The organism is Brenneria izadpanahii (assembly GCF_017569925.1).
GTDB classification, from domain to species: Bacteria; Pseudomonadota; Gammaproteobacteria; order Enterobacterales; family Enterobacteriaceae; genus Brenneria; species Brenneria izadpanahii.
The window spans coordinates 5,064,952-5,087,678 of record NZ_CP050854.1 but is presented as its reverse complement, the minus strand read 5'-3'; the positions used below and the strand labels follow the sequence as shown (position 1 = coordinate 5,087,678).

Here is a 22,727-nt window from a genome sequence, read left to right as displayed (position 1 = left end):
GCGTCGCGCCGCTTCGGTTTAGAGACGCACGCCCATCAGCGTCAGGATAAGCGGGGTGGTCAAGGCGGCCAGCGCCGTCGAAACCAGCAGGCTGGTGGCGACCGGGCCGCCCAGCACATTGAACTGGCGCGACATCAGATAAACGTTTACGCCCACTGACATTGAGCCCAGCAATACTACCGCCCGCGTCTCTATTTCCGGCAGGCCGATCGCAATCGCGATGCCCCAAATCACCAGCGGCTGCACCAGCAGCTTGATGACGCAGATAGCGATGCTGATGTGCAGGCCGTCGCGGATCTGGTATTCCGCCAGCCCCATCCCCAGGGCGATCAGCGATAACGGCATGGCGATCTGCCCCAGCATATTTAGCGGCTGGTCGACATAATACGGCAGTGGAAACCCGGTCAGGCTGAACGCCGTCCCGGACAGGATGCCGATAATCAGCGGATTTTTCAGCACCCCCAGCGCGGTTTTGGTAAAGCCTTGCAGAGATAGCGCCCCATTGCGCGCCCACTCGACCGAGACCGTCACCAGCGTCCAAAGGATTAAACCGTTAAACACCACCACCAGCGCGACGGAAGGTATCGCCTCTTCGCCCAGCATCAGCGAGGCGATCGGCAACCCGAGCACCACATTGTTGGAAAAGATGCCGCTGAGCGCAAAAATCGATCCGGATACGCCATCCAGTTGAAAAACCTTACGCGCGACAAGACGGCCCAGTATAAAAACGAGCAGGCAACTGCCGAAAAAGGCGATCAACAGGCGGGCATCAACCATCGGACGTTTGGAGAAGTCGCTCATCAGGCGAAACAACATCGCCGGCATCGCCACCGAGAAGACAAAGCGGCTCATGCCGTCGGTAATGGTTGACGGCCATTTCCCGTAGCGGATCAGGCCATAACCCAGTGCGATCAAAATAAATAGCGGTAAAGATAGAAAAATCTGGTGCCAGAGCGAACTAATAAATGGAGGCATTGAGCCAATTCCTTAGTAACCGGCACCTAGCTGAAAAGAGATAAATGGGTTGATTTTAGCCGGTAGCAAAATCCGCCCCGATTAAATCTATCCGGTCAGTACAGATACAGTCAACGCCCCAATTAAGCAACGTTTTGGCCCGCTCTGGTTGATTGACGGTATAAACCAGAATGCGCAGCCCGGCCGCCTTCAGTAATGCAACCCGTTCCGCGGTGAGTAAATGGTGATTGAGATGAATGGACGCGCACTCCAGCCGGCGGGTCAGGTTTCGCCAGTCATCGTCCCATTCATCCAGCAGCAGGCCGCGCGGCAGCTCGGGAACCGCCTGCCGGGCGGCCTCCAGCGATTGCGCCGAGAATGACGATAACAATGGCGTAATGGGGTGATCCTGCCACAGCTGACGCGCCGCAAGGGCGACCAGACGCCCGGTTTCCTGCTCATGGCCCGTGGTCGGTTTAATTTCGATATTGGCGGCCATGCCATACTGTTTACAGCGCTTTGCGACTTCCGATAACAGCGGTAACCGTTCGCCGGCGAATTTTTTGCTGTACCCGCTTCCGACATCCAGCGCGGCCAGTTTGTCCCACGGCAGATCGCCGGCGATACCCCAGCCGTTGCTGGTGCGTTCGAGCGTATCATCATGGAGTAGGAAGATTTGACCATCCTGCGATAGCTTGGCGTCAAACTCGATCATCTTATGACCGAAACCGGCGCCTACATCAATCGCGGCCAATGTGTTTTCCGGCGCCAGTGAGCCGCCGCCGCGATGGGCGACGATAGCCGGATAAGGCCATTGCGTTACCATTATTCCACCCGTAATCCGCTTTGCGAATCAAACAAATGCCATGCCTGTTCAGGCAAGTGCAGCCAAAGTGTCGAGCCCGCCGCCGGACAGTGTTCATAGGAGAGGCGCACAATCACATTGTGTTCGCCCCACCGTCCGTGCGCCAGATTATCCGCACCCAGCAGCTCCAGTGTCGATACCTGTAGCGGAATGCCGTCCGCCTCGCTGGTCGTCAGTTGAATATGCTCCGGTCTTACCCCCAGCGTCAACTCGCGTCCGCGCCATTGCGGTTTCGCCGCCGGCAGCGGCAGGGCTAAGGCGTCGCCGATTTCAAACCGGCCGCCGTCATCGTTGATTCTGCCCGGCCATAGGTTCATGGCGGGCGAGCCGATGAAGCTGGCGACAAACAGCGACGCCGGGCGGCGATAAATGTCCGCGGGGGCGCCAATCTGTTCGGCGACGCCTTTATTCATCACGATCACGCGCTGGGCCAGCGTCATGGCTTCAATCTGATCGTGCGTCACATAGAGGCTGGTGGTTTTCAGCCGCTGATGCAGCTGTTGCAATTCCAGCCGCATCTGTACCCGCAGTTTGGCGTCCAGGTTTGACAAGGGTTCATCGAATAAAAATACCGCGGGTTCGCGCACGATCGCGCGTCCCATCGCCACGCGCTGACGCTGTCCGCCCGATAATTCGCGCGGTTTGCGATTCAGCAGCGGAGCCAGCTCCAGAATTCGCGCGGCCTCTTCCACCCGCTGGCGAATTTGTGTTTTACCGAAGCCGCGAATTTTCAGGCCATAGGCCATGTTGTCATAAACGCTCATGTGAGGATAAAGAGCATAGTTCTGGAACACCATCGCAATGCCGCGATCTTTGGGTTCCAGCTCGGTGACCCGCTGGTTATCGATATAGATATCGCCGCTGGTTGTTTGCTCCAGCCCGGCAACCATTCTCAGCAGCGTGGATTTACCGCAGCCGGACGGGCCGACCATTACGATGAATTCGCCATCGTTCACATCGAGATCGATGGGATGAATAACCTGTGTTTTACCGTCATAGGATTTGGTAACGGCCTGAAGTTTTAAGCATGCCATAACGTGTTATTTCTCACTATCAACCAGACCACGAACAAACCAGCGCTGCATCAGCAACACGACCATCAAGGGCGGCAGCATCGTCACCAGCATCGCCGTCATAACCTGATTCCATTGGGTGGCGACATCGCCGGAGGCGATCATACTTTTGATCCCGGCCACCGCCGTCCCCAGGTTCGCATCGCTGATGATCAGCAGCGGCCACAGATACTGGTTCCAGCCGTAGATAAAGGTGATGACGAACAGCGCCGCCAGATTGGTTTTCGACAGCGGTAGAACGATATCGAAGAAGAAACGCATCGGGCCGGCGCCGTCAATGCGCGATGCTTCCAGCAGCTCGCTCGGCAGCGTCATAAAAAACTGCCGGAACAGAAAGGTTGCCGTCGCCGATGCCATCAACGGAAACGTTAGTCCGGCGTAGCTGTCTATCATGTGCAATTGGGAAATGACTTCCACCGTGGGAAAGATGCGCACCTCTACCGGCAGCATCAGCGTGAGAAAGATCATCCAGAAAAACAGATTGCGGAACGGAAAGCGAAAATAGACGATGGCGTAGGCGGATAATATGGACACCGTGATTTTGCCCAGCGTGATCGCCAGCGCCATGACGAAACTGTTAAACAGCATCAGCCCAAAGGGCGCGGCGTTATTCGCCACGCCGTGTTGCCAGATATGGCGCAGATTCTCCCACAGGTGGGTGCCGGGTATCAGCGTCATCGGCGTCTGAAACACCTGCTCGTTATCCAGCGTGGCGGTGACGATGGCGACATACAGCGGGAAGAGTACGGCGATGATGCCGACCACCAGCATTAGATGGCTGAAAATATCCAGTCCGCGGCGATTTTCGATCATTGGTAGTTCACCCTCCGTTCGACAAAGCGGAACTGAATCACCGTCAATGCGATAACCAATAGCATCAGCACCACCGACTGAGCCGCGGAACTGGAAAGGTCCAGACCGGCAAAACCTTCCCGGTAAATCTTATAAATCAGCGTGGTGGTGGCCTGTACCGGACCGCCGGCGGTGGCGGCGTCAATAATGGGGAAGGTGTCGAAAAAGGCGTACACCAGATTGACCACCAGCAGGAAAAAACTTACCGGAGAGATAAGCGGCAGCACCAGATTGAAAAAACGGCGCACCGGCCCGGCGCCGTCAATGGCTGCCGCTTCAATCAATGAGCGGGGGATCGACTGCAACGCGGCCAGAAAAAACAGAAAGTTATAGCTTATCTGCTTCCAGACCGAAGCCAGCACCACCAGAAACATCGCCTGTCCGCTGTTTTGCGCGTAGTTCCAGGAATAGCCCAGCTTCGCCAGATAATAGGTGATCAAACCCAGTCCGGGATTAAATAGAAACATCCACAGAACGGCGGCGACGGCGGGCGCCACGGCGTACGGCAGGATAATCAGGGTTTGGTATAGGCGGCTGAACCGCAAAACGTAGTCAACCAGCGCGGCCAGAAACAGCGAAATCAACAGGCCGAAACCGGTCACCAGAAAACTGAATACCAGCGTGGTGTAAAACGATTCCAGATAATAGCCGTTGCTGAATAGCTGCCTGAAATTCTCCAGCCCGACAAACTCGCTGGATAGCCCAAACGGATCCAGGCTTTGCACCGAATACCACAGCGCCTGACCGGCAGGCCAGATAAAGAAAATGATGGTGATCAGCAACTGGGGAAGAACCAGCGCGTAGGGTAACCAGCTACAGCCAAAAACAGGACGGGATGATGTCATACGTTAACTCATTGCTGATGACGGAAACCTGTCAATCCCGCCTTGTATCTCCTTCTTAAGGGACGAAATCAACGGGGTATTCCGGTTACCTCCCCCCCTGAGAAGGGGAGAGGCGGGGTAGGTCTGTCAACTACTTGGCCGACTGCTCAAAACGGCGCAGCAGGGCGTTGCCGCGCTCGACGGCGCTGTCCAGAGCCTGTTGCGGGGTTTTCTTACCGGTCCAGACGCTTTCCAGCTCTTCATCCACCACGGTACGGATTTGCGGCATATTGCCTAAACGCAAACCTTTGGTGTACGGCAATGGCGGTTTGTTCAGCATCTGGCGCGTTGCGATATCCGCGCCCGGATTCTTATCGTAAAAGCCCTGCCGCTGCGTTAATTCATAGGCGGCGGTGGTGATAGGCAGATAGCCGGTTTTCTGGTGCCATTCCGCGGCGATTTCAGGCTGCGCCAGGAACTGCATAAATTCGGCGACGCCTTTGTAGGTCGCGTCGTCTTTGCCGTTCATCACCCACAGGCTTGCGCCGCCGATGATGGCGTTCTGCGGCGCGCCTTGCACGTCGGCGTCATACGGCATCATGCCGACGCCGTAATTGAATTTGGCGTGCTGGCGGATATTCGCCAACGAACCGGAAGAAGCGGTGGTAATGGCGCACTCACCGTTGTAGAACTTCTCCGTTGGCTCGTCTTTACGTCCGTAGTAGGTGAAGTCGCCTTTTTTATTCATATCCTCAAGCAGTTGGATATGTTTGACCTGAACGGGCTTATTGAATTCCAGTACCGCGTCCGTACCGTCAAAACCGTTATTTCGGCTCGCTATCGGCAACCCGTGCCAGGCGCTGAAGTTTTCGATTTGAATCCAGCCTTGCCAGCCGCTGGCGTAGCCGCATTTCATGCCTGCCGCACGCAGTTTAGCGGTGTATTCGGCCATCTGTTGCCAGGTTTTAGGCGGTTGCTCCGGATCCAGCCCGGCTTTTTTGAAGGCGTCTTTGTTGTAGTACAGCACGGGGGTCGAGCTATTAAACGGTTGCGACAGCAAATGTCCGCTTTTCCCATCGGCGTAATAACCGGAAACCGTGGGGACGAAAACCGACTCGTCGAAATTGATTCCGGCCTGGTTGAACACTTCATAGACGGGTTTAATGGCCTTGCTGGCCATCATGGTGGCGGTGCCGACTTCGTAAACCTGTAAAATCGCGGGAGCGTTGCCGGCGCGGAAAGCGGCGATCCCGGCGGCCAGACTCTGTTCGTAGTTGCCTTTATAGACCGGGACGATTTTGACATCGCTGTGCGATTGGTTAAAACGGTCCGTTAGTGAATTAACCGTGGTTCCCAGCTCCCCTTCCATTGAGTGCCAGAAAGGGATTTCGGTCACTGCCTGCGCATTGGCGCTGCAAGCCAGCGCCAATGCCGCACATATCATTGTTTTATTAATGCCATGCGTTTTGCGAATAATCGGATTAAGCATGCCTGTCTCCTGGAATTAAACCTGGCTTGAGCAAAAAGCGCTTCTTTTATTCAGGAAGTAACGTGACATGACTACATGACAGAAAAATAACCGTTAAATGACGGTGTGATGACGGCGCGGCGATCGTGATCCTCGACGATAACAGGGAAAATCGCCTGGTGAAGCGTTTATATCCAAACAATAGCTAAAAGCGATCAATAAATTAACATATAAAGTTTTTTGCTATTGTATGGCGACAATCGGGCCTGTTTTCGCTCATTTATCCGACAATAGATTTATTCGCTCCCCCATATACTACTCGTTCACCCTCTTGCCGCGGCATCCGAATTTATCAGGCACGGGAGTGAATCCTGCAATAACAGGCATTTAATAACAGCTTGTTTAGCGCCTCATTGAAAAAAATCAAACAAACATATCGCGGCGAGCGGATTTGTCGGCAGATATTCAATACCAAGGAATAATATGAACACTTTAAAAAACATGAAACTGGGGACCATGTTGGGGGCGGGCTTCGCTTTAATCATTCTGATTGGCTGTCTTGTCTCTTTGTTTGGCCGTATGCAACTGGCCGATCTAAGCGGCAATATCCAGTTATCACAGGTACGTATTAATAACCTGCTGTTGATGCAGGAAGTTAAAGACAACATCAATACCATGTCACGCGTGATCAGAAATATTGCCTTGCTGGAAGATCGGCAGGAAATGGAAGGGGAGCAGAAACGCATCGTTCAGTTGCAGGCGCGCAATAGCGAATTGTTCACGCAGATTCGGGAGCGCACGATTTCACCGGAAGCGCGGACGCGGACGCAGAACCTGGAAAAACTTATTCCGTCCTATCTTGAGACGGTGAAGAAATCGATCGATGCGGGGATGTCGGGAAATATTGCGCAGGCGCGCGCCATGCTGTTCGGCGAATTGCGTGATGCGCAAAACGGCATTTTTGATGCTCTGGATGCGATGATCGATTACCAAACCTCGCTGACCATTGAAACCGCCAACGCATCGCAACACCAAGCAACTACGGCAGGTTCATTAATGTTGAGCATTGCGGCATTGGCGGCGCTGTTGGGAGGGCTGGTCGCCTGGGGCATTACCTACCGGATTAAGAAGCAGCTGGGCGGCGAACCGACTTATGCGGTCGAGATTGCGCAACAGGTGGCGCAGGGCAACCTGGCATTGGACGTTCAACTGCGCGCGGGCGATACCACCAGCGTTTTGGCGGCGATGGCGGCCATGCGCGACGGCCTGAGCCAAACGGTCAATCAGGTGCGCGAGAGCAGCGAATCTATCGCTACCGGCGCCGGTCAGATTGCGATAGGCAATACCGACTTGAGCCAGCGGACGGAAGAGCAGGCGTCCAATCTGCAACAGACCGCGGCTTCCATGGAGCAGATGAACACCACCATCAAACAGAATACCGATACCGTTCATATGGCGTCGGAGTTGGCCAATTCCGCCAGCGCGACCGCCGCCAAAGGCGGGGACGTGGTGAACAATGTCGTCACCACGATGGGGGATATTTCCGCCAGCTCGCGCAAGATTGGCGATATCATCGGCGTTATTGACGGCATCGCTTTCCAGACCAACATCCTGGCGCTGAACGCCGCCGTGGAGGCTGCGCGCGCCGGTGAGCAAGGACGGGGATTCGCCGTCGTAGCCGGCGAGGTGCGCTCTCTGGCCCAGCGCTCCGCGTCAGCCGCCAAAGAGATCAAGGATCTGATCGGCGAAAGCGTGGAGAAAGTGGAGAACGGCTCCGCTCTGGTAAACGAAGCGGGAAGCACGATGAGCGAAATAGTGGAACAGGTGCGCCATGTCGCCGAACTGCTTAGCGAAATCGGCGTGACGACCCGCGAGCAGGCTCAAGGGATTTCCCAGGTAAATGATGCCGTTAACCAACTGGATGAAGTGACGCAGCAGAACGCCGCGCTGGTGGAGGAATCCGCCACCGCCGCAGACAGTTTGAGCGATCAGGCCAAACGTCTGGTCGAGCTGATGAGCACCTTCCGCTTAAGCGCTTCCTATGTGGGCAAAATCGCCCCGCAGGCGGCTTCCCGCCCGGAGAAAGCGCTGAGGCTGGCGGGCGAAACGTCGTCCGGCGCGCAGAACTGGGCGTCATTCTAACGCTGACGGACTGATCTACAGTAATAAACAGAAGGCCGCATCCGCGGCCTTCTGTGCGTTGACTATCCCTGCCGCTTCTCCTCTTGCCGGGCGCGGCGAAGATCGTTGTCTTACATCATCTGTAAGAGCCGCGGCCAATCAGAAACACTGTCATCAAACTCCGTTTTTTTCCCGTTTTTCCCTAATGCGTAAAGTTAAATATTTATGCCTTTAACCTTGGCTATTTTTTAATTTATTGATTTATAAAAATAAAATATCGAATGCCAATAAAATCATATTTTTAGTTTATTAACTTATTAAAAATAAAGCGCGCAATTAACCAACCGATAAAGTTTGCGAATCATTATTTTAAATAATATGCAACATGTTGCCTTATCTCACATTCCCTATGCGTCATCATTAATTTTCAGGGCGTGGCTTAAATCAACTATTAAGGGAAGATCATGAATATGTTAAAAAAAATGAAACTCGGCACTATGTTGGGCGCCGGTTTTACGCTGTTGATCGTTATCGGCTTTCTTGTCGCGCTGTTTGGCCGTATCGAGCTGGTGTCTGTTGGCAATAACCTTAACTATCTGGCTAATACGCGGCTAATCAATCTGCTGTTGATGCAGGAAATTAAAGATAATATGAATATCGCCGCACAGGATATCCGCGATAGCTCGTTGTACAGCGATCCCCGGCGTGTGGAAGAGAAAATCCATCATATTGAAAGTATTATGGGGCGTAACGGCGAGTTATTAAAACAGCTGGATGAAGCTATAAAGCTGAAAGAAACGCGTGAGCGGTTTGAAAACTTTAATGCGGTGCGCGTTGAATATAGAAATTCCATCAAAAAGGCGATCGACCTTATCCGCGCCGGCCAACAGGATAGCGCCCGCAATGTCATTCTGAACGAAGCGATAGGCGCGCAGGAAAAGGCGCTGTCGGCCATAACGGCCATGATTAATGAACATAGGAACGATACGGTTTCCATGTCTCAGCGTTTCATGTCGGATGCCAATTCCGCCGGCACTCTGATGCTAATTCTCACCGCCGTCAGCGCCTTGCTGGGGGCGCTGATCGCCTGGGCGATCACCCGTACGGTGAGGGGGCAGTTGGGCGGCGAGCCGGCCTATGCGGTACAAATCGCCCGGCAGGTGGCGGAGGGCAAGCTATCCATGCCGGTCGATCTGCGTCGTGGCGATAGCGGCAGTCTGCTGGCCGCCATGAACGGGATGCGCGAACACCTGCAGGGCATTGTGCAGCAGGTGCGCGAGAGCAGCGAATCCATCTCCATCGGCGCCAGTGAAATCGCCGCGGGCAGTACGGATCTCAGCCAGCGGACCGAAGAACAAGCCGCCAGCCTGCAACAAACGGCGGCCTCAATGGAGCAAATGAGTCAGGCCATCCGCCAAAATGGCGAAACAGTCCGCTCTGCCGCTCATTTGGCGAATGCCGCCAGCGATACCGCGGCTAAAGGCGGCGACGCGGTTGGCAACATCGTGCAGACCATGCAGGAAATCAGCGGCAGCTCGCGGAAAATCGGCGATATTATCAGCGTGATTGACGGTATCGCCTTTCAAACCAACATATTGGCTCTGAACGCGGCGGTCGAAGCCGCCCGCGCCGGAGAGCAGGGGCGGGGCTTTGCGGTGGTGGCGGGAGAAGTTCGCTCTCTGGCTCAGCGTTCCGCCTCCGCCGCTAAAGAAATCAAAGATCTGATTGGCGAAAGCGTCACCACCGTGGATAAAGGCGCGGCGTTGGTCGGCGATGCGGGCGCCACCATCAATGAATTGGTAAGACAGGTGCGCAACGTCGCCTCGATGATCACCGAGATTGGCGTCACGACCGAAGAGCAGGAGCATGGCATCAGCCAGATTAACGATGCCATCAACCAACTGGATCAGGTGACCCAGCAGAATGCCGCGCTGGTGGAGCAATCCGCCAGCGCCGCCGATAGCCTGCGCGATCAGGCCGCCAAGCTGGTGGAACTGATGAGCGTATTCAGTATTGCTCAGGCGCGTAAAACGCTGGCCGCGGCGCCGGCATTCAACAAGCCCGCCCAGCCCAAACTTGCGCTCTCATCCGGCAACGACTGGGAGCAGTTTTAAATAACGGTTTTGAATGTTTTATGAAGGGCGGCGCTAACTACGAAAAGCGCTGGATCTCACCCCATGCCTTCACAGGGGAAGGGAAAATCCGGCGTTTTTAATGCGTTAGCTGCTTCCCCAGACAAAGGGGAGGACGGGTAGGGATCGCCAACGGCAACGTTTCGAATTTTGTCATTAAACTTAGGCCGTATCCGCGGCCTTTTATTTTATCCATACTTTGATAGCGCGGGCTTACAGCGCGCGGCGCAGCCGAGCCACGGCTTCATGCATTTGCTCTTCCGTTGCGGTCACATAGGAGAAGCGCAGCGTCGAATAGTCCGGCTCATCAGGGAAAAAGAACTCGCCCGGCACAAACACCACGCCCTGGTTCAGCGTCTGCTTCAGCCATTCGGTGGTATTAAACGGTTGGCGGAATTTCGCCCACAGGAACATACCGCCTTTGGGCTGGTTAAAGGTCATCACATCACCCAGTTCTTTGCCGATCAGACTCGACAACAGCTCGCTTTTTTCCTTGTAGGCGGAGCGGATTTTTTTTATTTGGTCTTCCAAACGGCCGAGGCTCAGATAGTATTCCACGATGCTCTGCGATAACGAACTGGCATGCAGGTCGGCCGCTTGTTTAATGATGGCGACTTTATGCAGCAGCCAGTCCGGCATGATGGCCCAACCAAGACGTAAGCCAGGGGAAAGGATCTTTGAGAACGTGGAGGTATAAAGCACGTGTTGATTGTTGCCCAATTCTTCCTGCGCCAGTTGAAACAGCGTCGGGCTACGTTCTTCGGTAAAGCGCAATTCGCCGTACGGATCGTCCTCAAGGATGACGAAACCGTAACGTTCCGCCAGCTTAATCAATTGGTTGCGCCGTTCATAACTCAGGGTTACGCCGCTGGGATTACCGAAGTTCGGCACGATATAGACGCCTTTGATACGCTGTTTTTGCAACAAGGCTTCCAGATCGTCGATCACCATGCCGTTTTCGTCCGACGAGACGGACATTACCTGAGCCTGCGCCAGTGCTAGCGTCTGTAATGCGGCAAGGTAGGTGGGGCGTTCAACAACGATGATATCGCCTGGATCAATCATCGCGCGCATTATTAAGTCCAGCGCCTGCTGTGAACCCGCGGTTACCACAATGTCTTCGGCCCGCGTTTTCACGCCGCGGATGGCGCATAGGTCGGCGATGCGCTCACGCAGCACCGGGCTGCCTTCGGTTAATCCATATTGAAAAGCGTTTTGCGGTTGTTCGGTAACCGCTAACTGAATTGCCTGATTCAAACCTTCAAAATCAAACAATTTATCCGACGGTATGCCCCCGGCCAGCGAGATAATATTATCCATCTTGCTGTGCTTAAGCAGTTCACGAATAGCGGAGCTTTTCAATGGCGCGATACGCTGCGCCAATAAATTTTCGGTTGCCATTTCTTTGCCTTTGTTTTAGCGCGACAGGCCGGTGAACCGGCCTGAATTTGATTAACCGCCCAGATAAGCTGAGCGTACTGCTTCATTTGCGAGTAATGCGGCGCCGCTGTCTTCCAGCACCACATGGCCGTTTTCAAGCACATAGCCGCGATCGGCCAAGCGCAATGCCTGATTCGCGTTTTGCTCCACCAGGAAAATGGTCATGCCTTCTTCACGCAGTTGTTGAATAGTATCAAAAATCTGCAGAATGATGATCGGAGCAAGCCCCAGCGACGGCTCATCCAGCAGCAATAAACGCGGCTGGCTCATCAGCGCGCGGCCGATGGCCAGCATTTGCTGTTCGCCGCCTGACATGGTGCCGGCCCGCTGAGCGCGGCGCTCGTACAAACGGGGAAACAGGTCGTAGACCCGGGCGATCCGCTCTTGGTATTGACGCCGATCGGCAAAGAATCCGCCCATAGCCAGATTTTCTTCCACCGTCATGCGGGAAAATACGCGGCGGCCTTCGGGCACAATGGCGATTGCTTCGCGCATAATCTGCGCGGTCTGCCAGTTGGTAATGTCCTTTCCATCGAAGGTGATAGTGCCTTCAGTGGCGCGCGGATCGCCGCACAGCGTACCCAGCAGCGTGGTTTTCCCGGCGCCGTTGGCGCCGATGAGCGTAACGATCTCGCCCTGCTCGATATGCAGGCTGACTTGGTGCAGCGCCTGGATTTTCCCATAGTGGGCGGAGACCTGATTTAATGACAGCATAAACGTTATCCTTCACCCAGATATGCACGGATGACATCCGGGTTATTACGAATTTCAGCCGGGGTTCCGTGGGCCAACGGCGTTCCCTGATTGACGACATAGATCCGATCGGAAATTCCCATGACCAGCTTCATGTCATGCTCAATCAACAGCACAGAAACCTGATGACGCTCGCGCAGTTCGGCGATCAGTTGATTCAGTTCTTCGGTTTCTTTTGGGTTAAGCCCGGCGGCCGGTTCGTCCAACATTAACAGCTCCGGCCGGGTCACCATACAGCGGGCGATTTCCAGCCGGCGCTGTTGGCCGTAAGCCAGGTTGCCGGCTTGACGGTTGGCCAATTCAAGCAGGCCGACGCGCTCCAGCCACTCCGCGGCGCGATCCTGCGCATCGGCTTCGGCGCGGCGAAATCCCGGCGTTTTCAATAATCCGGCGAATATGCCGCTTTTGAGATGCTGATGCTGGGCCACCAGCAGGTTTTCAATCACGGTCATCTCACGGAACAGGCGTACGTGCTGGAACGTCCGCACCACGCCCATACGCGCGATTTTTTGCCCAGATAAGCCTTCCAGATGCCGGTCGCGCAGCATGATGGTGCCGCCGGTGGGGCGATAAAAACCGGTCAGGCAGTTGAACACCGTGGTTTTTCCCGCGCCGTTCGGACCGATCAGCGAAACAATTTCTCCCGCGTTTAAATCCAGTTCAACGTTATTGACCGCCAGCAGACCGCCGAAACGCATCATCAGACCTCTGACGGATAATAATGGCTGCGTACTCATGCCTGCTCTTCCTTATTACTTACTTTCAGCTTCATCTGCGGGCGCTTCATCGGCAGCAGACCTTGCGGGCGCCAAATCATCATCAATACCATCAGCGCGCCCAGCAGCAACATGCTGTATTCATTCAGATCGCGCATCAGTTCGCGTGAAACCACCAGCAACACGGCGGCCAGTATCACCGCAAACTGCGAGCCCATCCCTCCCAAGACCACGATCGCCAGCACAAATGCCGACTCGGCGAAGGTAAAGGATTCCGGGCTGACGAATCCCTGACGGGCGGCAAACAGCGTACCGGCGAAACCCGCGAACGCGGCGCTGATGGTAAACGCCGTCAGTTTGATGCGCGTCGGGCTGAGCCCCAGCGAGCGGCAGGCGATCTCATCGTCGCGCAGCGCTTCCCAGGCGCGGCCCAGCGGCATACGCAGCAGGCGGTTGATGACGAACAGGGTCAATACCACCAGCAGCAGCGCCACCAAATACAGGAAAATGATACGGTCGCTGGGGTCGTACTTCAGGCCGAAGAAGTTATGGAATGTATCCCAGCCGTCACGCGCGGTGCGGCTGAATTCCAGGCCGAAGAAAGTAGGTTTGGGGATCTGGCTGATGCCGTTCGGGCCGCCGGTGATCTCGGTATTGTTCAGCAACAGAATACGGACGATTTCGCCGAATCCCAAGGTCACGATAGCCAGATAATCGCCCCGCAGCCGTAATACCGGGAAGCCGAGCAGGAAACCGGACAGGGCGGCGGTTATGCCGGCCAGCGGCAGGCTTTCCCAAAAGCCCAGACCGTAATAGTTGTTCAGCAGGGCATAGGTATAAGCGCCGATGGCATAAAAGCCGCCGTAGCCCAACACCAGCAGGCCGGAAAGTCCGACGACGACGTTTAATCCCAGGCCCAGCATCACGTAAATCAGCGTGAGCGTGGCGATATCCACCGTCCCGCGCGAAACCAGGAACGGCCAGGCGATGGCGGCGATGATCAACAATGCCGCCAGCAGTTTTTGGCGCGGCGTGCTGCCGTCAAAGCTCGGCAGCACCAGCGACGGGCCGGAAAACTTCCGCATGCTCTGCTGGATGAACGGACGGATTAACTGGAAAAAGAAAACCACGATGCAGCCTGCGCCGATCCAGTGCCATCGAACCTGATCGGCGCCCCGGACAACCAGCTTGGTGCCGTCAAGCCCTAACTGCATTCCCATGATGAAGGCGGCCAGCACCAGCAGCATCAATGCGGAAAGACACGCATTGAGAAGATTGAGCTTTTTCATACTTTCTCAACCTCCGGACGGCCAAGAATGCCGGTCGGCATTACCAACAACACCACGATCAACAGCGCGAAGGATACCGCGTCTTTATACTCGGTGCTCAGATAGGCCGACGTCAACGCTTCGGCCACGCCGAGAATCAATCCGCCGATCATCGCGCCGGGAATACTGCCGATGCCGCCAAGTACCGCGGCCGTAAAGGCTTTCATCCCGGCCATAAAGCCGATATAGGGATTAATCACGCCATAGAACTGCCCCAGTAAAACGCCGGCCACCGCAGCCATTGCCGCGCCGATCACAAACGTCAGGGAGATTACCCGGTCAGAGCTGATGCCCAGCAGGCTGGCCATTTTCAAATCTTCTGCACAGGCGCGGCAGGCGCGGCCCATGCGCGAGTAGCGAATAAATAGCGTTAGCGCCAGCATGGTCAGGAACGTCACGACCCAGATGGTCAACTGCATGGTGCTGATCGTCGCGGCGAATCCGTTGTTTTCGCCCAGCGTCCATTGCCCGGTAACCAGACTGGGCAGGGCGACATCGCGCGAGCCTTGCGTCAGGCTGACGTAGTTTTGCAGAAAAATGGACATCCCGATGGCGGAAATCAGCGCGATCAGGCGCTTGGAGGTGCGCACCGGTTTATAGGCGACGCGCTCGATGCTCCAGCCGTAGGCGCTGGAAATCACTACGGCGGCGATAAAGGCGACGCCGATTAATAACCATCCCGCATCGATGCCCATCATCATCAGGGCGGCGATCACGATAAAAGAGACATAGCTGCCGATCATATACACTTCGCCGTGAGCAAAGTTGATCATGCCGATAATGCCGTAAACCATGGTGTAGCCAATGGCGATCAGCGCATAAGTGCTGCCCAACGTCAGGCCGTTGAACATTTGCTGAAGAAAATAGAGGAACTGCTCGGACATACCTTTACCTTAAATACTGCCCCCGCGCCTTGCGACAACGGGGGCATCGGTATTGAGGATTAATACAGATTCGGTTGAATACAATGCGGTTTATCGCCGTACCGGCGAAATGCAACGTTATGCTATTTCGCCGTTTACCCCATTACTGCGGCGATCACTTCACTGCGCTGGAAGTACCGTCTGCATGCCACTCAAACACACCAAACTCAAACCCTTTCAGGTCGCCTTTTGCATCCCAGCTCAATGGCCCCATAACGGTATCGACGGCTTTGGCTTTCAGATCGCTCGCCAGATCTTCCGGCTCCATGCTGCCGCTACGCTGCATCGCCGTGGTCAGAGACTGTAATGCGGCGTAGGTGGTCCAGACGAACGGGCCTGTCGGGTCCAGTTTTTTCGCTTTCAGCGCATCAACGATAGGCTGGTTCGCCGGCACCTGATCGTAACGTTTGGGCAGCGTGACCAGCATCCCTTCAGACGCTTCGCCCGCGATGTTGGATAGCGATGAGTTACCCACGCCTTCCGGCCCCATAAATTTGGCGTTCAGACCGGCCTGACGGGCCTGACGCAGAATTTGCCCCATTTCCGGGTAATATCCGCCAAAGTATACGAAGTCCACGTTTTCTTTCTTCAAGCGCGCAACCAGCGTAGAGAAGTCTTTATCGCCCGCGGTCACGCCTTCGAATAGCACCACATTCGCGCCGGTTTTTTTCAGGTTATCCTGAACCGCGCGGGCCAAACCTTCGCCGTATTGCTGTTTATCATGAATAACGGCGATACGCTGAGGTTTAACCGTATCGACAATGTATTTTGCGGCGGTCGGCCCCTGATCGGAATCAAGACCGGTGGTGCGAAGCACCATGTTGTAGCCGCGCGTAGTCAAGTCTGCGTTGGTTGCGGCCGGCGTAATCATGATCACGCCTTCTTCTTCGTAAATATCAGATGCGGGCTGCGTGGAGGAAGAACACAAATGGCCGATCACATAGCGAATGCCGTCATTGATGACTTTGTTGGCGACGGCGACGGCCTGTTTAGGGTCGCAGGCGTCGTCATACTCAACGCCAACCAGTTTATTTCCGTCAATACCGCCTTTGGCGTTGATATCGGCAATGGCCTGACGCGCGCCAATGAATTCCATGTCGCCGTATTGTGCGACAGGACCGGACATTGCGCCGACAACCGCTACTTTGATATCCGCGGCGTGTGCCGCCTGAGTCAATGCGATTGCCATACATCCCATCAGCAATGTTTTACCTTTACTAAATTTCATCCGTTTACCCCGTGTATCATTATTATGGATACTGTCTAAAAATTGACTGTCCTATGCCATAAGATAACCTTTTTCCTGATATATCAGAATAGGTTAGGTCTTTTATTAGTGATTATTTCTAATAAGGCGTTATTTTTCATATTATTAAACAGGAATTTTATGCTGCAAATCAACTGACGCCATTAAATATAAGCTGTTTGCGCAGCATAAAATACTAGCTTTAAACGCCAATGTTTATTTTATTTATAGTTACTTGTGCTAGGTTACGGGTTAATCGATGATGTTTTACTCGAAAATTGATAAAGCGAAAAAACATTTTCCCCATTAACCGTAATGAATAAATTATTTAACTATTAGGCTGCAAACAAGATACATTATTCTTCACTCATTTAATGGAGTGCTAGTAAATGAAACTAACCGTTGAGTGTCTTACCGTATTCAGCCCTCAGGATAAAATTGATCTGGCTAAAATATGGCCGCATCAAAATATCGATCTTCTGGAAAATGGACTTACACCGGAACGGCGTTTGTTTGCTGCCCGTTTTAACGATCGGCTGTTGGCGGGCGTGCTAGTGGAAATCAAAGGGGAAAATGCTCAACTGAGCGATCTTATGGTGCGTGTAGAGACCCGAAGACGCGGCGTGGGCCTGTATCTGGTGGAAGAGACGCTCAGAATGTCGCCTGAGGTCAAAGAGTGGTGGCTGGCGACGGCCGATCACGCGACGGTGGATGAGTCCGTGCTGGGAAGATTTATGCTCGACTGCGGCTTTTCGCCGGTATCCGGCGGGTGGCGCTATATCAGGAATGAAAGGTTTGCAGTAAAGCCGGGGTTGGATCATTAAAACAAAACGACCGGGAAGATCCCGGTCGTCGTTTATCGTTTACCCGAATTATTCAGGGTAGGGTTTTCAGGCTTCTATCGCGGCCCGCAGCTTTTTCATGGCGTTCTTTTCCAACTGACGTACACGCTCTGCGGATACGCCATATTTATCGGCCAGCTCCTGCAATGTCGATTTGTTGTCATCGTCCAGCCAACGCGCCCGGATGATATGCTGACTGCGTTCATCCAAGCCTTCCAGCGCATAGGTAAGTTTATCCGCCGCATGGTTTTCCCAGTTGTCTTCCTCAATGCCATCGGCAAAGTCGGATGACTTATCCTGCAGATAAAGCATGGGCGACATTGCCTTGCCATCGTGCGTTTCTTCGTCCGGCGTCGGATCAAACGTCATATCCTGCGCCGCCATGCGGGATTCCATCTCAAGCACGTCTTTACTGGTTACGCCCAATTCACGGGCTACCAGCTCGACTTCATCCTGGTTAAACCAGCCAAGACGCTGTTTGGATTTGCGCAGGTTAAAAAACAGCTTACGTTGCGCTTTGGTGGTCGCGACTTTCACAATACGCCAGTTACGCAGGACGTATTCGTGGATTTCAGCTTTGATCCAGTGCACCGCAAAGGAGACCAGACGAACGCCTACTTCAGGATTAAAACGGCGTACCGCCTTCATCAGGCCGATATTGCCTTCCTGAATCAGATCCGCCTGCGGCAGGCCGTAGCCGGCGTAATTACGGGCTACATGAATAACAAAACGCAGGTGCGACAGGATGAGCTGCTTAGCGGCTTCCAGATCGCCCTGATAATGCAGCCGTTCAGCCAGAGCCCGCTCTTCCTCCGCCGTCAGCATCGGATAGGCATTGGCGGCTCGAATGTAACCTTCCAGACTGCCTTGGGGAACTAAGGTGAAAGTTTGCATATCTTTGGTCATTCAACCTCTCTCATGACTACGGTTTATGCGATGCTCTTTTAAGAAGCTCGCTCATGCGATTGTTAAAACTATCGATTAAAACGATTCTTGTTAAAAACAATTCGCGATATTCATACTGCTTACTCTGATATTTTGCGGCAATTCGAGTAAACCATTCCGCTAAAAATCCGTCGCAGTATCCAATGTATTCAGACTGTGATTTTTCTCACAAGTTCCCCAATTTTATCCATCTTATTTAACATATCAAGACGAAATTCCTGAGAAAACCGTAGGTCGGCGGAGACGAAAAAGAAACGCGATGGCCGAGATAAATCCCTTGTGCGCACAGCCTGTTGCACAAGGGAAGATTATAGCAAAAAAAGATTACTGTGGTGTAAAACGACGTAAATGTTGAACGGTCGCCAGCCATGCGGCCAGCCAGCCGATCATCGCGGCGATAAGCAGCAATAGCAGGGATTCGTCCCAGCTTAGCCCTTTGACGCTAAACGTGGTGCCAAACACCGAAGCGACCTGGTCGACCACCGCGTCAAGCTTCCACACCAACGCCTGAGACAGGATCAGCGACAGCACGGCGCCGGCAAATCCCATAACCGCGCCGCCGTTGAGGAAGGGCCGCAGAATAAAGCCGTCCGTCGCGCCGATCAGCTTCATGACGTTGATGGTTTCCCGCCGGCTAAAGATACTCAGGCGAACGCTGTTGCCGATCACCAGGAAGACGGCAATCACCATTAGTATGCCAATCGTTGCGGAAATCTGCCCGACCAGGCTGGTTAAGGCCACCAGACGGGCAAACCAGCTATCGTCCATGCGCACTTCATCCACGCCTTGCGTAGCGGCCACCCGATCGCGCAGCGTCGTGAGCGTCTCCGCGCTTTGGAACGTCATTTTCGGGGTGATGATGGCCACCGCGGGCAATGGATTCTCTTCCAGCATGTCCAGCGCGCCGCCAAAACCCGACCAGTTACGGAATTCGCCCATCGCCTCATCGCGCGACAGATAATTGACTTTATCAACGCCGTCTTCCGACTGGAGCTTGGCGATCACCGCCTGGGCGGCGTTGTCATCCAGGGCTTTATCCAGATAGACGGTTAGCTGCGGCGTGGGATACCACTGCGCCGCGGCCTGACTGACGTTTTTCCACACCAGATAGCAGATGCTGGGCAATGCCAGCGAGATCGCTATCACCATGACGGTTAATAACGTCGCCAGCGGCTGACGCAGCATATCGGCCAACGTATTTGTCCAGGCGTAGCGCCACTGTTCCTGCCAGCCGCCACGCAGCGATCTGTTCCGCTTCTCCGGCCTTTTCGCATTACGGGTATTATTCGCCATGATGGTTTCCCCCAATCATGCGGCCGTTGGACAGCGTCAGCACCCGGTAATGCCGCCGGGAGATCAATCCGGTATCGTGGGTTGCCATCAATACCGTGACGCCCACCCGGTTGAACTCTTCAAACAGGCGAAGAATGCCTTCGGACAGGGCGTCATCCAGGTTGCCGGTAGGTTCATCCGCCAGCAAAACCGAGGGTTTGTTGACCACGGCGCGCGCAATGCCGACCCGCTGCTGTTCCCCGCCGGAAAGCTGGATAGGGTAGTTTCTCGCCTTATCCAGCAGGCCGACTTTATCGAGCGCGGCGGAGACCCGGCGGCGAATGTCTTCGCTGCTGGCGCCGGCAATGATCAGCGGCATCGCGACGTTGTCATAAACGGTACGCTCCATCAACAGGTGGTGATCCTGAAAGATCATGCCGATCTGGCGGCGTAGAAACGGCACTTCGCTCTTCTTTAAACGGCTGATGTTATGTCCGCCAAATAGAATCTGGCCGGCGCTGGGGCGTTCAATACCGCAAATCAGCTTCAGCAGGGTGCTTTTCCCCGCTCCGGAATGACCGGTCAGGAAGGCCATTTCCGCCGGACGCAAATGGAAATCCACCCCCTGCAATGCCTGACGTCCACCGAGATAAGCTTTACTGACCTGTTCAAAGCGAATCATCCGTTTTAATCCTCACGGGCAAAAAGTGCCTCAATAAAATCGTCAGCCTTAAACGGCCGCAAATCTTCTATACCTTCGCCGACCCCGATATAGCGAATAGGAATGCCAAATTGGTCGGCGATAGCGAAAATCACCCCGCCTTTGGCGGTGCCATCGAGTTTGGTCAGCGAAATTCCCGTCAGACCGACGGCCTCGTTGAAAAGCTTAGTCTGACTTACCGCGTTTTGTCCGGTACTGGCGTCCAGCGTCAGCATCACTTCATGCGGCGCTTCGTCATCCAGTTTTTTCATAACGCGTACAATTTTCTTCAGTTCTTCCATCAGGTGGGCTTTGTTCTGCAAGCGACCGGCGGTATCGGCAATCAGTACATCCACCCCGCGGGCTTTCGCGGCCTGGATGGCATCGAAAATGACGGAAGCGGAGTCGGCGCCGGTGTGCTGGGCGACCACCGCGACATTGTTGCGCTGCCCCCAGACCTGAAGCTGCTCAACCGCGGCGGCGCGGAAAGTATCTCCCGCCGCCAGCATCACTGATTTACCCTGAGCCTGAAACTGGCGCGCCATTTTGCCGATGGTGGTGGTTTTACCCACGCCGTTGACCCCGACCATCAGGATTACATAGGGCGTCTTGCCTTCGATATTCAGCGGTTCATCAACTTTAGCAAGGATTGCCGCCATTTCTTCTTTCAACTTGGCAAAAAGCGTATCCGCATCTTTCAACTGTTTGCGGTTGGCGTGTTCCGTCAGGCTGGCAATGATTTTACGCGTGGTTTCAACGCCGACATCCGCAATCAGCAGCTGTTCTTCCAGCTCTTCAAACAGATCGTCGTCGATTTTCTTGCCGCGAAACAATCCGATAAATCCTGAACCCAGATTCTGGCGGGTTTTTACCAGACTGCGTTTCAGGCGGGCAAAGAATCCCTCTTTGGTCGGCCGCTCCTGTTCGTGCATTGGCGGAACGGTATCCTCAGGCGGAATCTCTTCCGCTTCGTCTTCAACGGGCGTTTCTTCTTCGGCGTTATCCTCATCGGCGGATAGCGTTTCAGCCGTCGCCGCCTCTTTCGCCGGCGAGCTTTCCTGCGTCAGCGTCTGCGCCCCGGCATGAGTTTCTTCCGGCTGTACCTGTCCGGCAGGCGCGTCGTTTTCCAGAACCGGGGATTCCGGGGACTCTGTTTTCTGTTCGGATACCGGATGTTCATCGGCGTCGGTTGTGGATTCGGCCGCCGGCGTATCAGGAATTTCAGATTTATCTTGCGGTTGCTCTTGTTGTTTTTCTTCCTGCCGGCCTAATCCGAACCAGGAAAAAAAACCGCGCTTTTTCTCTTTTGTCATCTTGCAATCGCGCTCCACGCCGCTCACTGCGGCGAATAAATAATTAAAACCAATCTATTTTGACGATAAACCACGAGTTTAACACTTTCCTGTCAACAGCAACACGCGGCCGGAGGGGGCAATGGCGGACAATCTCGGTAACGAAGTATGTCAAACCCGTTGGTTTACACCGCCGCAGCCGGTTTTTTGCCGCGCGTTACGCGTCTTCCTGGCGGTATCCTGAAAAAACGCGGAGCGGCGGACGGGATGGATAGCCCGCCATAAATCTGTTGGGTATATAGCTTAAGCGCCGTTAGAATAATGTTTAAATCTTCCTGACAGTACTGTGCTGGCCATCCGGCGTAGTAACCAATATGTGATCTATGGCTAAAAAAAATGCATCGTCGGCCGCCGGGCAGATCCGAATTATCGGTGGTCAGTGGCGCGGCAGAAAACTTCCTGTTCCCGATAGTCCCGGCCTAAGGCCCACCACCGATCGCGTGCGTGAAACGCTGTTTAACTGGTTGGCGCCGGTTATTCCGCAGTCGCGCTGTCTGGACTGCTTCGCCGGCAGCGGCGCGCTGGGGCTGGAGGCGTTATCGCGCTACGCCGCGCACGCCACGTTGCTGGAAAGGGATCGCGCCGTGGCCCGGCAATTAACGCAGAATCTGATGCTGCTCCGGGCGGAGAACGCCCGCGTCGTTAATACCGATACTCTGCAATGGCTGGCCCAGGTCGGCGAACCGTTTGACGTGGTGTTTCTCGATCCGCCGTTTCGCCAGGATTTATTGAACGATACGCTGGCGCTGTTGGAACGGCAGGGCTGGCTAGCGCCGGAGGCGCGGATCTACGTGGAAACCGAGGCCGAGAACGCGCAGTTGGTTATTCCGGATAACTGGCAACTGCATCGTGAAAAAATCGCCGGTCAGGTGGCGTACCGTTTATACATCCGCCAATAATCATCGTAGGGTAGGGAAAAGA

General features: G+C 54.5%; 20 protein-coding genes. 4 read left to right on the top strand and 16 right to left on the bottom strand.

Going from position 1 to position 22,727, the window contains the following annotated elements:
• Positions 1-18: 18 nt before the first annotated feature.
• The 6 genes from HC231_RS22785 to ugpB all read right to left on the bottom strand — a co-directional run bounded on the left by HC231_RS22785 (position 19) and on the right by ugpB (position 6,057).
• Positions 19-975, bottom strand: coding sequence for an AEC family transporter (locus HC231_RS22785; protein WP_208228919.1), 957 nt, complete (start codon positions 973-975; stop codon positions 19-21).
• A 55-nt stretch (positions 976-1,030) separates the two neighbouring features.
• The gene (gene ugpQ / locus HC231_RS22780) at positions 1,031-1,780 is read right to left on the bottom strand and encodes a glycerophosphodiester phosphodiesterase (protein ID WP_208228918.1); all 750 of its coding nucleotides are present in this window, start codon (positions 1,778-1,780) and stop codon (positions 1,031-1,033) included.
• Positions 1,780-2,853, bottom strand: a complete 1,074-nt coding sequence (locus tag HC231_RS22775; protein ID WP_208228916.1) for a sn-glycerol-3-phosphate import ATP-binding protein UgpC — start codon at positions 2,851-2,853, stop codon at positions 1,780-1,782. The genes ugpQ and HC231_RS22775 overlap by 1 nt, the downstream gene beginning before the upstream one ends.
• A gap of 6 nt (positions 2,854-2,859) precedes the next feature.
• Complete coding sequence (gene ugpE / locus HC231_RS22770; protein ID WP_208228914.1) at positions 2,860-3,705, bottom strand: sn-glycerol-3-phosphate ABC transporter permease UgpE; 846 nt, start codon at positions 3,703-3,705, stop codon at positions 2,860-2,862.
• Positions 3,702-4,589 (bottom strand): sn-glycerol-3-phosphate ABC transporter permease UgpA, encoded by an 888-nt coding sequence (ugpA, locus tag HC231_RS22765; RefSeq protein ID WP_208228913.1) that lies wholly within the window; start codon positions 4,587-4,589, stop codon positions 3,702-3,704. The genes ugpE and ugpA overlap by 4 nt, the downstream gene beginning before the upstream one ends.
• A 130-nt stretch (positions 4,590-4,719) precedes the next feature.
• On the bottom strand, positions 4,720-6,057 hold the full coding sequence (ugpB, locus tag HC231_RS22760; protein WP_208228911.1) for a sn-glycerol-3-phosphate ABC transporter substrate-binding protein UgpB: 1,338 nt from the start codon (positions 6,055-6,057) through the stop codon (positions 4,720-4,722).
• A 462-nt stretch (positions 6,058-6,519) separates the two neighbouring features.
• Between ugpB and HC231_RS22755 the strand changes: the two genes are divergently transcribed.
• Together HC231_RS22755 and HC231_RS22750 are read left to right on the top strand one after the other, a co-directional pair.
• A complete protein-coding gene (locus HC231_RS22755) occupies positions 6,520-8,178 on the top strand; it encodes a methyl-accepting chemotaxis protein (RefSeq protein WP_208228909.1) in 1,659 nt (552 codons plus the stop codon).
• Positions 8,179-8,621: 443 nt separating this feature from the next.
• On the top strand, positions 8,622-10,271 hold the full coding sequence (locus tag HC231_RS22750; RefSeq protein ID WP_208228908.1) for a methyl-accepting chemotaxis protein: 1,650 nt from the start codon (positions 8,622-8,624) through the stop codon (positions 10,269-10,271).
• A gap of 231 nt (positions 10,272-10,502) precedes the next feature.
• On the opposite strand, the gene HC231_RS22745 is transcribed toward HC231_RS22750, so the two are convergent.
• The 6 genes from HC231_RS22745 to HC231_RS22720 form a co-directional block, all read right to left on the bottom strand.
• A complete protein-coding gene (locus HC231_RS22745; protein WP_208228906.1) occupies positions 10,503-11,690 on the bottom strand; it encodes an aminotransferase-like domain-containing protein in 1,188 nt (395 codons plus the stop codon).
• 51 nt (positions 11,691-11,741) lie between these two features.
• Positions 11,742-12,443, bottom strand: a complete 702-nt coding sequence (gene livF / locus HC231_RS22740; protein ID WP_208228905.1) for a high-affinity branched-chain amino acid ABC transporter ATP-binding protein LivF — start codon at positions 12,441-12,443, stop codon at positions 11,742-11,744.
• Between the two features lie 5 nt (positions 12,444-12,448).
• Entirely contained in the window at positions 12,449-13,219 is a 771-nt protein-coding gene (gene livG, locus HC231_RS22735; RefSeq protein ID WP_208228903.1) for a high-affinity branched-chain amino acid ABC transporter ATP-binding protein LivG, read from the bottom strand.
• Complete coding sequence (locus tag HC231_RS22730; protein ID WP_208228901.1) at positions 13,216-14,487, bottom strand: high-affinity branched-chain amino acid ABC transporter permease LivM; 1,272 nt, start codon at positions 14,485-14,487, stop codon at positions 13,216-13,218. Before HC231_RS22730 ends, livG begins: the two co-directional genes overlap by 4 nt.
• The gene (gene livH / locus HC231_RS22725) at positions 14,484-15,410 is read right to left on the bottom strand and encodes a high-affinity branched-chain amino acid ABC transporter permease LivH (RefSeq protein ID WP_208228900.1); all 927 of its coding nucleotides are present in this window, start codon (positions 15,408-15,410) and stop codon (positions 14,484-14,486) included. The genes HC231_RS22730 and livH overlap by 4 nt, the downstream gene beginning before the upstream one ends.
• A 154-nt stretch (positions 15,411-15,564) precedes the next feature.
• A complete protein-coding gene (locus HC231_RS22720) occupies positions 15,565-16,677 on the bottom strand; it encodes a branched-chain amino acid ABC transporter substrate-binding protein (protein ID WP_208228898.1) in 1,113 nt (370 codons plus the stop codon).
• Positions 16,678-17,084: 407 nt separating this feature from the next.
• On the opposite strand from HC231_RS22720, the gene panM reads away from it, so the two are divergent.
• Positions 17,085-17,519, top strand: coding sequence for an aspartate 1-decarboxylase autocleavage activator PanM (gene panM / locus HC231_RS22715; protein WP_208228897.1), 435 nt, complete (start codon positions 17,085-17,087; stop codon positions 17,517-17,519).
• Between the two features lie 66 nt (positions 17,520-17,585).
• Here the strand turns inward: panM and rpoH are convergent, their stop codons facing one another.
• From rpoH to ftsY, 4 genes are all read right to left on the bottom strand, one after another.
• A complete protein-coding gene (gene rpoH, locus HC231_RS22710; RefSeq protein ID WP_208228892.1) occupies positions 17,586-18,443 on the bottom strand; it encodes an RNA polymerase sigma factor RpoH in 858 nt (285 codons plus the stop codon).
• A 363-nt stretch (positions 18,444-18,806) separates the two neighbouring features.
• Positions 18,807-19,775 (bottom strand): permease-like cell division protein FtsX, encoded by a 969-nt coding sequence (gene ftsX / locus HC231_RS22705; protein WP_208228890.1) that lies wholly within the window; start codon positions 19,773-19,775, stop codon positions 18,807-18,809.
• The gene (ftsE, locus tag HC231_RS22700; RefSeq protein WP_208228887.1) at positions 19,765-20,436 is read right to left on the bottom strand and encodes a cell division ATP-binding protein FtsE; all 672 of its coding nucleotides are present in this window, start codon (positions 20,434-20,436) and stop codon (positions 19,765-19,767) included. The genes ftsX and ftsE overlap by 11 nt, the downstream gene beginning before the upstream one ends.
• 5 nt (positions 20,437-20,441) lie before the next feature.
• Positions 20,442-21,767 (bottom strand): signal recognition particle-docking protein FtsY, encoded by a 1,326-nt coding sequence (gene ftsY / locus HC231_RS22695; RefSeq protein WP_208228886.1) that lies wholly within the window; start codon positions 21,765-21,767, stop codon positions 20,442-20,444.
• A 362-nt stretch (positions 21,768-22,129) separates the two neighbouring features.
• On the opposite strand from ftsY, the gene rsmD reads away from it, so the two are divergent.
• Entirely contained in the window at positions 22,130-22,705 is a 576-nt protein-coding gene (gene rsmD, locus HC231_RS22690) for a 16S rRNA (guanine(966)-N(2))-methyltransferase (RefSeq protein ID WP_208228885.1), read from the top strand.
• Positions 22,706-22,727: the final 22 nt, after the last annotated feature.